The organism is Streptomyces sp. NPDC004838 (assembly GCF_053600955.1).
The window spans coordinates 1-13,293 of record NZ_JBSGAW010000046.1 but is presented as its reverse complement, the minus strand read 5'-3'; the positions used below and the strand labels follow the sequence as shown (position 1 = coordinate 13,293).

Here is a 13,293-nt window from a genome sequence, read left to right as displayed (position 1 = left end):
GCCGGCCTCCTTCACAGGGTCGAGGCACCGTAGCGGTGGATGGTCCAGATGAGCACCGGCGCTCCGGTGAAGGCCGTCACTACGGCGACCGGCACCTCCCCGGTCGTCAGCAGGAGCCGTGCCGCGATGTCGGAGACCAGCAGCAGCACCGGGCCCAGCACCATGGAGTACGCCAGCAGCCAGGGCACCGAGCCGCCGGCGGCCCGGCGGACCAGATGGGGAACCATCAGGCCCAGGAAGGCGATCGGCCCGGCGACGGCCGTCGCGGTGCCCGCGAGCAGGGTGATGACGGCGAGTACGGCGAGCCGGGACCGTACGACATGGATGCCGAGGGCGTGGGCGACGTCCTCGCCGAGCGCCAGCGCGTTCAGCACGCCCGCCAGCGCCAGCGCGCAGACCAGGGCGGCGGCGATGGCGAGCAGCGGCAGGGTGAGCGGGAGTTGTTCACGGCCCGCCAGGGAGCCGACCGACCAGAAGCGGAAGCGGTCGAAGGTGTCTGGCAGCGTGAGCCGCAGCCCGAGCGAGACTCCGCCGACCACCGCGCTGAAGGCGACGCCCGCCAGGACCAGCCGCAGCGGTGAGGTCCGCCCGACGGCGTGGACCAGGACGGCCGCGAGGAACGCGCCGAGCAGGGCGAGGACGAGCGTCGCCGCCTGGGAGCCCGCGAGGCCGAGGACCGTGCCGAGCGTGACGGCGAAACCCGCGCCCGAGGTGACGCCGAGCAGGCCGGGCTCGGCCAGCGGATTGCGGGTCAGCGTCTGCATCAGCGCGCCCGCGACGGCGAGTGCCGCGCCCGCGCAGACGCCGAGCACGGTCCGGGGCACCCGGATATCGCGCACGATGGTCTGGGCGTCGGTGCCGCCGTAGGAGGTGACGGCGCGCCAGACCTCGGCGGGCGCGATCATCCGGGAGCCGATACCGAGGCTCGCGACCACGACGGCCAGCAGCAGGACGGCGGCGGCGAGCAGCGGCGCGGCCCGCGACCGGCCGCCACGCGGACCGGGCGCGCGGTCGCCGGGAGCGTGCGCTGAACCGGCAGCCGGTTCAGTCGTCAAGGTCGGCGACCCCGCGCTTCCAGTACCCGGTGAACAGCGCGTCGGCCCGGCCCCGGGACCAGGCGCGCAGCGGCCGGATGTCGTCGGCCTCGCCCGCCGCGAAGAGGAACACCCCCGTCGCCGGGAGGTCGAGCGCCTGAACCGTTGCCGCCAGCAGGGAGCCGCGATCCTTGTCGCGCACCAGGCGGACGATCTGCACGCCCTCGCGTCCGGCCAGCGGGTAGCCGTGCTCTTCGGCGTGCCCGGTCTCGATCACCAGATGGGCGCGGACGTCGGGCGGCGACTCCTCCAGCCAGCGCGCGGCGGCCGGCAGGGCGGTCGCGTCGACCGCGAAGACGTAGTGGTCGTAGGTGAGGGCGAAAGCCTTGGCGCCGGGTGGTCCGGCGATGGCGACCGGATCGCCGGGGCGGGCCGTCAGGATCCATGCGGAGGCTGCCCCGCCCGGGTGAACCACGAAGTCGAGGTCGAGTTCCCGGGCCGCCGCGTCGAACCGGCGGACGGTGTACTTCCGCGACGTCGGCAGCGGTCGATGCCAGTCGAGGGTCAGCTCCGCGTTGGGGGTCGGCAGCACCATGGCGCCGTCCGGGCCGGGGAGGATGATCCTGACGTGGTCGTCCGCCTGGTAGGTGTGGAAGCCGTCGAGACCGGGGCCGCCGACGGTGAGGCGGATCATGCGCGCGGTCACGTACTCCTTGCGGAGCACCTCGACGGTGCGGATGCCGATCGGGTAGCCGATGCGTGCGACGCCGGTGCCGGTGCGGTGGTGGTCCGCGACCAGGCGTGGTGCGGCGAGCCGTTCGGCGGCCCGGTCGCTGTGCCCGGTGCGCGCGCCGCGTCGCCCGGCGGCGGTGTCCCCGCTCATCGGGCGAGCAGCGGCGCGAGCGCCTTGTCGACGGCGTCCAGCGTGAGCAGGGCCGAGGAGTACGTGGCCGCCTCCGTGTACCGGAGGGGGAAGACCTTGCCCGCCTTGACCGCGGGCAGCTTCTTCCACAGTGCGGAGTCGAGGACGTACTGGACCATGTCGCTCACCGTGCCGTCGTCCTCGACGGTGTAGGTGATGGCGTCCGCCTCGCCGAGGCTCGCGGGCAGTTGCTCGATGGAGGGGTACTCCTGGACGGCGAGCGCGCCCTTGCCCTTCTCCTTCACCTCGCCGTAGTAGTCCACGCCGATGTCCTGGGCGATGTTGGTGCCCCAGGAGGAGGCGAACTCGCGCTGGAAGTTGCCCTTGGAGGCTTCGCCGTAGGCGCCGACGTGACCGAAGTCGACTCCCTTGAGGGCGTCGGCGTACTTGGCGCGCAGCTCGCCCGCCTTCTTCTCGTATGTCTGGCGGGCCTTCTCGAAGTCGCCGAGCCGGCCGGCCGCGTCCGCCTGCTTGCGGGAGAGTTCGCGCCAGGCGGAGGGGACGGTCGGGCCGACGGCTACGACGGGGGCGATGGACTCAAGCCGCTTGAGGTCGATGTCGGCGAGTACGGGCTTCGGTACGCCGATGACGATCAGATCCGGCTTGGCGGAAGCGATGGCCTCGTAGTTGGTCTCCGCGGCCATGGCGCCGGCGACCTTCTTCAGTCCCTTGTAGGTGGCGAGGTCGTCCTTGTCCATCATGGCCAGACCGCGCTCCCAGGTGGAGATGCCGACGAGCGGGGCGCCGGCCTCGATCAGGACGGGGACGGCGTACCCGGTGGCGACGACCCGCTCGGGCGCGACCGGGATCCTCACCTCGCCGTTGTCGGCGGCGAACACCCGGGTCCCGCTCCCGCCGCCGGACTTCCCGGAACCCGAAGCCGAACCGGAACCGGGGGACTGTTCGGACGTGCCGCAGCCTGTGAGCAGGGCGAGGGCGAAGGTCAGCGCGGCAGCGGCCGATCTGCGGGAAGGCCGGGGACCGTGGGACGCACGGGAAACCCGGGAAGTACGAGGGGACATGGGGGATTTCCTTAGGGTGCACAAGGGTGGGCGCCCGAAGCGGCGGGCGACTTGATTAGGTTAGCCTTACTTCACTTCCCTGTGATGTCGATGAGAGGTCACTTCATGTCGTTCAGCGGACACCCCTCACCGGATCGTCGGCCGCCGGAGCCCCGTTCGCCCGGTACCCGCACCCGAGGCCGGCGGTGAACGGCCTCCCGCCGCCGGGGCGGACGGGAGGCGCCCCGACCGCGCCGGTTCCGCCGGTGGCCGGCTCCTCGGTCAGCGCACCCGGCGGCGCGGACCCGGTCCGGTGCGACGAATACGGCTACGGCCTCGGCCACCCGTCCGGAATCCTGGTCCTGCGCTACCGCTCGGCCGCCCCGCTGGACTTCGGCGCGATCCGCCAGGACTTCGTCCACCAGCTCTACTGGTCCCCCGACGGGGTGATGTCGACCGTGTACGGCGGCCGGAGTGCTTTCGTCGGCCCGCAGGAGGCGTTCTGGTCGGAGCGCGCCGTGCACCACGAGGTCCGCGTCGGCGACCGGCAGACCGTCTACCGCATCTGCCTGCGCCAGGTGCCGCGGAACCTGGCGGAGCTGCGGATCGGCCCGGTGTCCGTCGGCGCGGAGGCCGCCCGGCTCATCCGGGCCGTCGCCGCGCCCGGGTACCCGGAGGACGACGCGCTGCTCGCTCGGGAGGAGATCCTGCGGGACCTGCGTCCTTCTCCCGAGGAGCCCACCGCCCCGGGGACGCCGGGACGGGGGTACGCGCTGAGCGTGGCGCGGCTGATGGCGCACGATCCCGGCTCCGCCACCCGGCTCGACGAGTGGGCCGCACGGCTGCACATCGGCCCCAAGACCCTCCAGCGCGATTTCCGGCGCGAATTCGGGATGCCGTACACCCGCTGGCGCACGCGGCTGCGGCTGCGGGCCGCCCGAGTACTGCTGGGGACCGAGCCGGTGACCACGGTCGCCCACCGGGTCGGGTACGCGAGCCCCTCCGCCTTCGTGATGGCGTTCGCCAAGGAGTACGGCATGACCCCCGGCCGGTACATCCGGGCACCGCACAGCGAGAAGGGCCGGGTCGGCGACCTGACCCCGGATTCCCCCGCAGTGGTTCAGCCGGAGGCGCGCTCACCCGCGAACACCGCGAAGCCGCTCCCTGACGCGGTCGGCACAACGAGGGCGGGACCCCTCTCGTCCTAGGAGTCGTCGATGCCGACTCCGTGCGCCAGCGCGGCGACCTCGACACAGCTGTTTCCGGGCCTTCGCATGCCGCCCGAGCGGTGGCCAACGCACCACTCCGTCCCGTCGAGCGGTACAGACCGAGCTGGTAGGGGCGAGACGCTCCCACGCGTCGACACTGGCACCGCGAAGGCGGGCGGAGCAGGCACGCACCGTGCGTAAGCCTGGGCTGCTCATCCGGGCCGGCGCCCGGGCCGAGGCCGTAGGGAGTCTGGCGCGGGCCGAGCACCCTACGACAGCACCTCGACCTCGGCGGCGACGTCACCCGGAGCGGCGGCCGCCGCGCGCCCCAGGCTCCCGGGCTCGCCCGTCACCGCGGCTGCGGTGAGCAGGATGAACGTCCCGCCGCAGGCAGGAAGGGTGAGGACGTCGGGGAGCCGTTGCACGGCGAGGTCGATCAGCGCCAGTGCGACCCCGCAGGCGGCCACGCAGTACTGAGCGGCGGCGAACCAGCCACCCGCCCCGCCCACCGCGACGGCGGCGAACGCGAACGCGGCCGCCGCCTCCGGCACGAGCGGGCTCGGACCGATCGCCTCTGAGCACGCCGGACAGCGCCCGGAGTAGGGCAGGACCGGCACTGACGGCCAGGGAAAAGCCACTGCGAGCTCCTGCTGCTGGCGTAGGGCAGGTGCTGACGGGACTGGATGTAGGCCCGCATCAGATCGGCGACGGGCTCCGGCAGCGGGGACGGCGGGTCTCCCAACTGGACGGTGAAAGACCCAAAGCCTGACCAACTCGGCCGTCTTCAACCGCATCAAACACGGCAACCGGGCGCCCGATGGCGGGCAGGCAGTGAATGTTGCGCGACTGTGGGTGGAGGGTGCGCCCGGCCTGGCACCGGGAGAAAGCGCTGCGGTCCGTTTGGCACCCCTCAGCCCCGAACGGTGTCGCCATGTCCAGCCTGGCGACGTGATCACCATGTACGAGGGCAGGCCGGTTGTCGGCACGGCCGTGATCATCGAGGTCGGCCCGCTGACATCGGTACTTCCTATGGCCTTGACTCGACGGGTGGGGTCGACGGGTACGACCTTGCGGGATCGAGCGAAGCGGAAGTACTGCCGCAGCACGGTCGGCCGGCGCTTGCGGGTTTTGGGTATGGCCGCCAGGAATGCCTCGATGTTGTGGACATCGGTCAGAGACCGGTCCTGCTTCTCGCGGGTGCTGGTCAGGAAGCGGGCGGGGGCGCGGACGATGGCCAGGGCCGCGTCGATGGTGCTGTCGATGCGAGGCAGCGTGCCGGCCCTCCGGGCCCGCTCATGTGCTCGCAGCAGGGACTCGGCGAACGCCTGTACTCGGGGTCGAAGTCCGGGCACGTCTCGTGCGCCCGGACACCGCCCGCTGCCTTCTTCCGTGGATTACCCGGCAGGCTTGACCGGTGTGATGGTCTTGACGGCCTGCTCGTAGGTGACCGGCTTCTTGATCAGCTTGTTCTCCAGCATGAAGGCGGAGAGGGCGTCGAAGCCGGACTTCTCGATCCCCAGGCCGAACTGGCCGATCTGATTGCCCTGGTCCGGCGCGAAGATCTGGCTGACGATCTTCGCCGTGTCCTTGTCCTTGAATCCGAACGCCTTGGCGACGTCGGCCGCGAACGCCTGCTGGTTGGCGGGGTCCTTGGACCAGGCGATGGCCTCCTCGATCGCCCCCAGGTACTTCGCGAGGTCGGCCCGCTTCTCGTCCGAGAGGCCGCGCTTGGTCACGTAGACGGCCTCCGGGAAGTTCTTGATGGAGGGGACGTCCCGGGTCCTCACCAGGAGTTCGGCCTTGCCGGAGTTGACCAGGGAGGTGGTGACGATGGGGTTGGCGATGGTGACGTCGACCTGGCCCGAGGACAGGGCACCCATCTGGGTCTGCCCCCCGCCGACGCCGATGAACTTGACCTTGGCGGGGTCGACCCCGGCCTCGCGGTACATCTGCTCGGTCAGGATCTGGAAGTATCCGCCGATCGCCGCCACGCCGACCTTGGCGCCCGCCATGCCCGCCAGGTTCTGCGGATACGGCTTCTCGGCGGCGGCGTCCTCGTACCCCTTGCGTCGGACCAGCTCACTGCCGATGTTCTTCGCCTGGCCCGCCACGATCTCGACGCGGTCGATGGCCGGCAGAACGGTCGAGGTGACGGTCGGGGTGATGTCGACGTCTCCTGCGATCAGCAGGGTCGTGGCCTCCGGTCCGCTTTTGATGTTCACGGTCTCGACCTTGAGGCCGGCCTTTTTGAACATGCCCTGCGACTCGGCGATGATCTCCGTGATGGCCTGGCTGCTGCCCGGGAGCATGGCGACGCGGATCGTCGTCCGGCCGTCCGACGAGCCCGAGTCCGAGCTGCAAGCGGTGGTCAGGAGCAGGGTGGCCGCGGCGGCGGCTCCCGCCCAGCTGCGAATGGCTTTCATGAGTGTGCCCTTTGCGTGGTGGTCGAGCAGGTCGAGATGATGCCCTGCGGATCGGTCCCGGCCGGGAACCCCGGCCCCGGGGACGGAGGCTTCCGCGGTCGCGAGAACGGTGTTCGCGGTGCAGCGCCGGATTCAGCCGTTGCCCTGCTGCTGCCAGGCGAGGAGGCGGCGCTCCGCGAAGTTCATGATCATGGTGAGGACGGTCGCGAGCGAGGCGAGGATGATCAGCGCGCCGAAGACCCCGGGCAGGTCGAAGGTGTTGCTGTGGAAGACGATGAGCTGGCCGAGACCGTCCTCGGAGGCGACCATCTCGCCGACGACGACGCCGAGGAGCGCGTACACGGCGGCGAGCTTGAGCCCGGCGAAGATGGCGGGGACCGCCGCGGGGAAGGAGACCTTCCAGAACGCCTGCCGGGCCGGGACCCGCAGCAGCTTGGCGAGTTTGACGAGGTCGGCGTCGACGGCGCGGAGTCCGGCGAGGGTGTTGAGGAGAAGGACGAAGAAGATGATGCTGACACCGACGGCGACCCGCGACCAGATGGAGATGCCGAGGTAGAGCACGAACAGCGGGGCGAGGGCGACGCGCGGGATCGCGTTCAGGAACAGCACCAGCGGGCTGACCAGGGCGGAGAGCTTCTCGTACCGGCCGAAGAGTCCGCCGACCACAATGCCCGCGCCCGAGCCGATGACGAAGGCGATCGCCATGGCGAGGCTCGTGGAGGCCAGATGCGGCCAGATCGAGCCGTCGCCGAAGACATCCCCCAGCCAGGAGGCGATGTCGGTGGGGGCCGGCAGGAAGTCCGGGTCCACGAGCTTGGTCTTGGAGGCCGTCTGCCACAGTCCGAGCACCACCGCCACCAGGAGGGTCTGGTACGCCAGCATGCGGGGGCCGCTCCAGGGCGCCTGCCGCTTCCTGCCGGCGGTGCGGGTCTTGGTGCGGGCGGGGGAGGTCGTGCCGGGCGTCTCTTTCACGGGTGCGGGCGCGGTGGTCTGCTTCATCGGGCTTCCCTATTGCTGCGAGGGGGCTGGGCGGTTGAGGGCGGGTGAGAGTTCTGCGGGGTCGGGCGGTGATACGGGGTGCCCTCGGGCGTGGGTGACCGTGCCGTGCCGTTCGCAGTGCCGGGTGAGGCACGTCCGGCGGGGCGGTGCCGTTCCGCTTGCCCCGGGGGTGCCCGGGGCGCGAGCGGATCAGTTGGTGGTGAGGCTCTGGAGCTCGTCGCGGATCGAGCTCCACAGCTGGGCGTGGATGGCCTGGAACTCCGGGGTGGTCTGGAGTTCCTCGACGTCGCGGGGGCGTTCGAAGGGGACGGTGATGTCCTCCTTGATGCGGCCGGGCCGCGCGGACATCACGACGACGCGGTCGGAGAGCGTGATGCCCTCCACCAGGTCGTGGGTGACCATGACGACCGTGGAGCCGGTCTTCTCCCACAGGCTCAGGAACTGCTCGTGCACCAGTACCCGGGTCTGGGCGTCCAGCGCCGCGAACGGCTCGTCCATCAGGATCAACTGCGGCTCGGCCACCAGCGTCCGCGCGATCGCGACCCGCTGCCGCATGCCCTGGGACAACTGGGACGGATAGTGGTCCTCGAATCCCGACAGTCCCACCCGGGCCAGCGCGTCCCGCGACCTGGAGGCGCGCTCGGCACGCGAGGACACCTTGGTCTCCAGAGCGAATGCGACGTTGCCCTGCGCCGTCCGCCACGGCAGCAGGGCGTCGCGGGCCATCATGAATCCCAGTCCCTCGGGAACCTCGGTCACGTCTGTTCCTTCGAGACGAACCGTTCCGTCCGAGGGCTGGACGAGCCCCGCCACCATGTTGAGCAGCGTGGTCTTGCCGCACCCGGAAGGGCCGACCAGGGCCACGAACTCACCGGGCCTGATGCTCAGATGGACGTCGTCCGTGGCCAGCACATCGCTGTTCCCGCCGTAACGGTGGGACACGGCGTCGAAGGAGATCTTGGGCTGCACAGTCATGGAACTCTCCGGAAACTCATGTGCTGGAGGGAAGCGGCCCGCCGTCCGGCCGGTGTGCCGAAGGCCGGCGCTCGAAAGGTCACCCAGACCGGTCCGCGACCTTGAGCCGCAGGTGAAGTGAAGCACTCCAGATCCTCGGATACAAGCCTTAAGTAAATATTCTCTTCCTTATTGGAAAGAATGTGATGTCCATTGACTCTTTCCGGGGAGTGGCGGCCGGTATCCGGCCCGGATGGCGCGGTGTGTCGCCGGACGGAGAAGGTCGCTCCGTCAGGTGCCTGACGTTGCCTCATAGGCACAGGTCAATGGCGTCTCGATGAGGTGCGGTCGACGGGAGCCCGGCCCTGCCCCGGTGGTGTGAGCCTGCGGGAAAGCCGATCTGCGGGCGGCTCTGCCCGTCATCGCCTTGTGTAGATTTCACTTCCTGAAGGACTGTCAGGAAGCCTGTGCGGCCGGGCGGGACCAGCGCCCGGCCGTGACGGTCGCCGCACCGGGTCGGCGGTCAGGGGGTCGCGGCGGGCCCGGCGGCGCCCGGAAGCAGCGCCCCGAGGGCCAGTTCCACCGTGGTCACCGTATGGACGGCCCGCCTCCCCCGGGGGACCAGGGTCAGGTTTCTGATCAGAGTGAACGCGGACAGGACGGTGACGCGGGCGTCCACGTCCTTCAGGTCGGGCCGGGCCGCCTTGAGCAGGGTGGTCCACTCGGCCACGTACTCCTGCTGGGCCCGGCGCAGTTCGTGCGCCTGCTCGCCCGCGAGTTCGGAGGAGCCGGTCACCGAGAGCCCCATGGACCCGCGGAGCATCCCGAGGACGGTGACGAACGTCCGCACCAGCCGCTCCAGGGCCTCCTCCGGGGTGGAACTGTGAATGATGGACCAGGTCAGCGCCAAGTGCAGCACTTCGCTCTCACGGTGCAGCACGGCGGCCAGCAGATCCGACTTCCGGGCGAAGTGCTTGTAGATGCTGGGGCCCGCGATGCCCGCGGCGGCGCCGATCTGCTCCATGTTCACGGACTGGTAGCCGCGTTCGGAGAACAGCCGGGCGCCCGCCATGAGCAGAGCCTCCCGGCGTGAGAGCGGCGTCATCCCGTGGCCGTCCGGCAGCGGGATGCCGCTGTCCGGCAGCAGGAGGGCGGCGCCGTCCGGGCCCTGTGTGACGGGCGTCCGGCACACCGACAGACCCTGTTCGTACAGCAGGGCCTCCATCCGCGGCCGGGGCAGCCTGGTGTGGTGGTACGACGGACTGGCCAGGACGGACAGGGCCGCCCGCGCCACGACGCGGCTGTCCCGTTCGGACAGCTCCGGACGGGACAGCCGCAGCCGGGCCGCCACCATGCAGGTCACCGCGCGCGCCTGTTCCCGTACGAGGTCCTGCTGTTCCTCCGGTAGCAGTGAGATCTCCCGGTCCCACAGCAGGGGGAGGCCCTCGTGGTCGAGGAAGAAGCCCCCCGAGGCACGCAGCGCCCCCTCAAGACCCTCGGAGCGTTCCACGACGTGCCCGAGTTGCTCCAGTCCCTTCAGCAGCGCCCTGAGCAGCAGTTCGTTCTTGTTGCGGAAGTGCCGGTACAGGGCTCCGGGTGTGATGCCCACGGCCCGGGCGATGTCCTCCATGCTCGTCGCGCCGTATCCGAACTCGTGGAACCGGGTGACGGCCGCGGCCAGGATCTGCGCTTTGCGATCGGCCGGACGGCGGGCCGGGCGGGCGCTCTTCGTGGTCATCCGCGCCATCCTACGGGCCTTGTGCCCGGCACCGCTCCCGCTCCGCGGCCCCGCTCAGGACCGCACTGCATCGAGCACCTCGAAGGCGAGGTCCGCGTCGGGCTCGTACGGCAGAACGACGTTGACCCGGCTCAGCAGTCCCGTGTACCGCTTCCTGATCTCGCGTCCGGCCGCGGCCGGGTCCTCGGACACCACGCTGAAGGCGTTGAGCACGTCGTCGTCGATCAGGTTCCCCATCTCCTTCCAGCGTCCCTGCTTGGACAGGGCGTTCAGCTCGGGCTGGAGGCCGCCCCAGCCGTGCTGCTCCAGCACCCCCGCATAGGCGGGGGTCGAGCCGTAGAAGGCGAGGCGCTCACGCATCGCGGCCAGCGCCTTCGCGTACTCCTCCTCGGTGCGCCCCGTGGCGACCATGGCCGTCCCCGACAACGTGAAGGGGGTGTCCGTCCACCGCTCGCCGGCGGCCTCGGCCCTGGCCCGCCCCTCGCGCACCGCGGGCAGGGTGACCTCGCGGAGGTAGTCGGGCGAGGACATCGGGTGGCAGATCATCCCGTCGGCCACCTCTCCCGCGGTCGCGGTCATCAGGGGTCCGACACCCGCGATCCACACCGGAGGCGCTCCCTTCGGGAGCGGACCGGGATCGAAGATGGGCGTCATCAGGTCGTGGGTGTAGAAGTCGCCGGAGAACGCGAGTGCGTCTCCCGTCTGCCAGCTGTGCCAGATGGCCCGCGTGGCCAGCACGAACTCCCGCATCCGGGCCGCCGGAGCGGACCACGGCATGCTGTAGCGGCGGGTGATGTGCGGCTTGATCTGCGAGCCCAGGCCGATGGCCGCGCGGCCCTCCGACAGTCGCTGGATGTCGAACGCGCTCTGCGCCAGAGTCATCGGTGTGCGGGCGAAGGCGATCGCCACGGAGGTCCCGAGAGTGACACGGGTGGTCGCGCCGGCGGCCAGCGCGAGGCCGATGAAGACGTCGTGGGCGGTCTCGGTGAAGAACACTCCGTCCGCACCACCCTTCTCCGCCCGCGCGGCCGCCGCGGCCGCGCCCTCGGGAGGTCCGCTGTAGACGATGTCGGTCCTCAGTTCCGTCGGCTGGACGGACGGTGCGGGTGTCATGAGGAGAACCTTCCTGTGGATGAAGCCCACGGGTCGCGGCGGGGCGCGAGGGGCGGGCCCCCGCGACCCGGCTCAGCCGGGTCGCACCCGAGGTGAAGTGAATATTTCCTTGCCTGAATCTGGACTGCAAGCCTTGGATCATATGCTCTGCAACATGACAGTGAACAGAAGCTAGCTTCATATGGCTCCTCTGTTCGTCATCGCAAGGACGTGGACGGCCCGCGCCCCCTGGAGATTCAAGCCCGTGGTCAGGGGCGGTCGCGCCGGTGGCGGATTGAGGCCCTCGCCCGCGGTCTGCGCCACGCGGCGGACACCGCCGTGCTCAGCACCGCGTTCACCTCCGTCGGGCTCTCCGGCGGTCTCGGGCCGACCGGTCCACCGGCCGGGCGTCCTCGCGCCGCGGCAGGACCATCGCGGTGCGCCGGCCTTCTCCCGCGACCGGTGACGGCCGGGAAGGAGGCCGGCAGGACCGCGAGGACGGCCCCCGTCCTCGCGGCTTGAGCCGGTGAGGCCCGCCGGGACGGGACGGGCCGCCGGTCCGCGCGGGACCGGCCGCCTTCTCCCCTCGGGCCGCGGATCCGCGCCGGGGTCACCCTCGCCGTGTCCCGTCAGTCCCGGAGTTCGGCCAGGACCTGGGCGGTGTGCTCCCCCGCGGCGGGGATGCGGCCGGAGGCGGCGCCCCGGTCCCAGGTTTCGCTGCGGAACGGCAGCGCCGGGACCTGGAAGGCTTCGCCGGTTTCGGTGACGGCCTCGGCGAAGAGGGCGTTCGCCGTCACGTCGGCTGCGGCGACGACCTGCTCGTAGCCGCGGATGGCTCCCGCGACGAGCCCGGCGGCGACCAGTTCGGCGACGCATTCCTCGGTGCTCTTGCCCGAGAGGGCGTCGGAGAGTTCCTTGAGCAGGGCGGAGCGGTTGGCGACCCGGGCCGTGTTGTCGGCGAAGCGGGGGTCGGTGGCGAGGTCGGGGCGGCCGATGAGGTCGCACAGGCGGGTGAAGTGGTCGGGCTGGTAGGCGGAGAGCACGATGGAGCCGTCGGCGGTGGTGATGACCTCGGCCGCGGGGCAGACCATGGGCTGGCCGTTGCCCTTGCGGACGGGGGGCACGCCGGAGACGCCGTACTCGGTCCAGCTGGAACTCTGGAGGTGGACGGCTACGGCGAGGAGGGAGACGTCGATGCGGTCGCCCTCGCCTGTGCGTTCGCGGCGGAACAGAGCGGCGAGGATGGCCTGGGCGACAAAGGTGGCGGTGGCGTGGTCGACGACGGGAAAGCCGACGCGCTGGGGTTCGCCGTCGGCCTCGCCGGTCACGGACATCATCCCGCTCTCGGCCTGTGCGGCGATGTCGAGTCCGGCCCTGCGGGCGGAGGGACCGCGATCGCCGAAGCCGGTGACGGATGCGTAGATCACACGGGGGTTGGCGCGTCGGATGTCGTCGGGGCCGAGGCCGAGTCCCTCCATCGCGCCGGGGCGGGAGTTCTGGCAGACGACGTCGGCGCTCAGCGCGAGCCTGCGGGCCGCTTCCGCGCCCTCGGGGGTCTTCAGGTCGAGGACGACCGAGCGCTTGCCCCGGTTGTAGGCGCGGAGGATGGCGGCGCCGTAGCTGCCGCCCGCCGCGCGGGACTTCTCACCCTGCGGCGGTTCGACCTTGATCACGTCGGCGCCGAGTTCGGCGAGCTGCTGGGTGGCGCCGGGGATGGCGATGAGCTGTCCGAAGTCGACGATCCGGATGCCCGTCAGCGGGAGCTGGCTCTGCATGTCGATCACTCTTTCGCGAAGGTGCGCGCCACGGGTGGGGAAGAGCGCCGCCGTCGACGGGCGCCGCGTCACCGGCGACGAAGACCCTGCCCTTGCGGTACCACCTGGCGAGACCGGTTCTGTTGCTGAAGCGGGAAAGCCAGGTGG

The 13,293-nt window shown here is 71.0% G+C and carries 11 protein-coding genes; 1 reads left to right on the top strand and 10 read right to left on the bottom strand.

Annotated elements, in window-relative coordinates; all coding sequences use genetic code 11:
- Positions 1 to 11: 11 nt before the first annotated feature.
- The 3 genes from ACWEFL_RS34060 to ACWEFL_RS34050 are packed head-to-tail and all read right to left on the bottom strand — an operon-like array spanning position 12 to position 2,978.
- Positions 12 to 1,055, bottom strand: a complete 1,044-nt coding sequence (locus tag ACWEFL_RS34060) for a FecCD family ABC transporter permease (RefSeq protein WP_451720532.1) — start codon at positions 1,053 to 1,055, stop codon at positions 12 to 14.
- A complete protein-coding gene (locus ACWEFL_RS34055) occupies positions 1,045 to 1,917 on the bottom strand; it encodes a siderophore-interacting protein (RefSeq protein ID WP_451720529.1) in 873 nt (290 codons plus the stop codon). The genes ACWEFL_RS34060 and ACWEFL_RS34055 overlap by 11 nt, the downstream gene beginning before the upstream one ends.
- Positions 1,914 to 2,978, bottom strand: coding sequence for an ABC transporter substrate-binding protein (locus ACWEFL_RS34050; protein ID WP_451720526.1), 1,065 nt, complete (start codon positions 2,976 to 2,978; stop codon positions 1,914 to 1,916). Before ACWEFL_RS34050 ends, ACWEFL_RS34055 begins: the two co-directional genes overlap by 4 nt.
- A 245-nt stretch (positions 2,979 to 3,223) precedes the next feature.
- Between ACWEFL_RS34050 and ACWEFL_RS34045 the strand changes: the two genes are divergently transcribed.
- Positions 3,224 to 4,165 (top strand): helix-turn-helix domain-containing protein, encoded by a 942-nt coding sequence (locus ACWEFL_RS34045; RefSeq protein ID WP_451720523.1) that lies wholly within the window; start codon positions 3,224 to 3,226, stop codon positions 4,163 to 4,165.
- A gap of 269 nt (positions 4,166 to 4,434) precedes the next feature.
- Here ACWEFL_RS34045 and ACWEFL_RS34040 read toward each other — a convergent pair whose 3' ends face one another.
- The 7 genes from ACWEFL_RS34040 to ACWEFL_RS34010 all read right to left on the bottom strand — a co-directional run bounded on the left by ACWEFL_RS34040 (position 4,435) and on the right by ACWEFL_RS34010 (position 13,146).
- The gene (locus tag ACWEFL_RS34040) at positions 4,435 to 4,803 is read right to left on the bottom strand and encodes a hypothetical protein (RefSeq protein ID WP_451720520.1); all 369 of its coding nucleotides are present in this window, start codon (positions 4,801 to 4,803) and stop codon (positions 4,435 to 4,437) included.
- A gap of 756 nt (positions 4,804 to 5,559) precedes the next feature.
- Positions 5,560 to 6,588, bottom strand: coding sequence for an ABC transporter substrate-binding protein (locus ACWEFL_RS34035; RefSeq protein WP_451720517.1), 1,029 nt, complete (start codon positions 6,586 to 6,588; stop codon positions 5,560 to 5,562).
- 132 nt (positions 6,589 to 6,720) lie between these two features.
- Positions 6,721 to 7,587: an ABC transporter permease gene (locus ACWEFL_RS34030; protein WP_451720514.1), complete on the bottom strand. Its 867-nt coding sequence runs from the start codon at positions 7,585 to 7,587 to the stop codon at positions 6,721 to 6,723.
- A gap of 189 nt (positions 7,588 to 7,776) precedes the next feature.
- Entirely contained in the window at positions 7,777 to 8,562 is a 786-nt protein-coding gene (locus ACWEFL_RS34025; protein ID WP_451720511.1) for an ABC transporter ATP-binding protein, read from the bottom strand.
- Positions 8,563 to 9,064: 502 nt separating this feature from the next.
- On the bottom strand, positions 9,065 to 10,279 hold the full coding sequence (locus ACWEFL_RS34020) for a TetR/AcrR family transcriptional regulator (protein ID WP_451720509.1): 1,215 nt from the start codon (positions 10,277 to 10,279) through the stop codon (positions 9,065 to 9,067).
- Positions 10,280 to 10,333: 54 nt separating this feature from the next.
- On the bottom strand, positions 10,334 to 11,392 hold the full coding sequence (locus tag ACWEFL_RS34015) for a TIGR03617 family F420-dependent LLM class oxidoreductase (RefSeq protein ID WP_451720506.1): 1,059 nt from the start codon (positions 11,390 to 11,392) through the stop codon (positions 10,334 to 10,336).
- Positions 11,393 to 12,000: 608 nt separating this feature from the next.
- Positions 12,001 to 13,146: a CaiB/BaiF CoA transferase family protein gene (locus ACWEFL_RS34010; RefSeq protein WP_451720504.1), complete on the bottom strand. Its 1,146-nt coding sequence runs from the start codon at positions 13,144 to 13,146 to the stop codon at positions 12,001 to 12,003.
- Positions 13,147 to 13,293: the final 147 nt, after the last annotated feature.

Bases quoted from the DNA above. Each gene is read 5' to 3' on its own strand.
- ACWEFL_RS34055 (WP_451720529.1), bottom strand. From the start codon at position 1,917: ATGAGCGGGGACACCGCCGCCGGGCGACGCGGCGCGCGCACCGGGCAC.
- ACWEFL_RS34030 (WP_451720514.1), bottom strand. From the start codon at position 7,587: ATGAAGCAGACCACCGCGCCCGCACCCGTGAAAGAGACGCCCGGCACG.
- ACWEFL_RS34025 (WP_451720511.1), bottom strand. From the start codon at position 8,562: ATGACTGTGCAGCCCAAGATCTCCTTCGACGCCGTGTCCCACCGTTAC.
- ACWEFL_RS34035 (WP_451720517.1), bottom strand. From the start codon at position 6,588: ATGAAAGCCATTCGCAGCTGGGCGGGAGCCGCCGCCGCGGCCACCCTG.
- ACWEFL_RS34050 (WP_451720526.1), bottom strand. From the start codon at position 2,978: ATGTCCCCTCGTACTTCCCGGGTTTCCCGTGCGTCCCACGGTCCCCGG.
- ACWEFL_RS34020 (WP_451720509.1), bottom strand. From the start codon at position 10,279: ATGACCACGAAGAGCGCCCGCCCGGCCCGCCGTCCGGCCGATCGCAAA.
- ACWEFL_RS34010 (WP_451720504.1), bottom strand. From the start codon at position 13,146: ATGCAGAGCCAGCTCCCGCTGACGGGCATCCGGATCGTCGACTTCGGA.
- ACWEFL_RS34015 (WP_451720506.1), bottom strand. From the start codon at position 11,392: ATGACACCCGCACCGTCCGTCCAGCCGACGGAACTGAGGACCGACATC.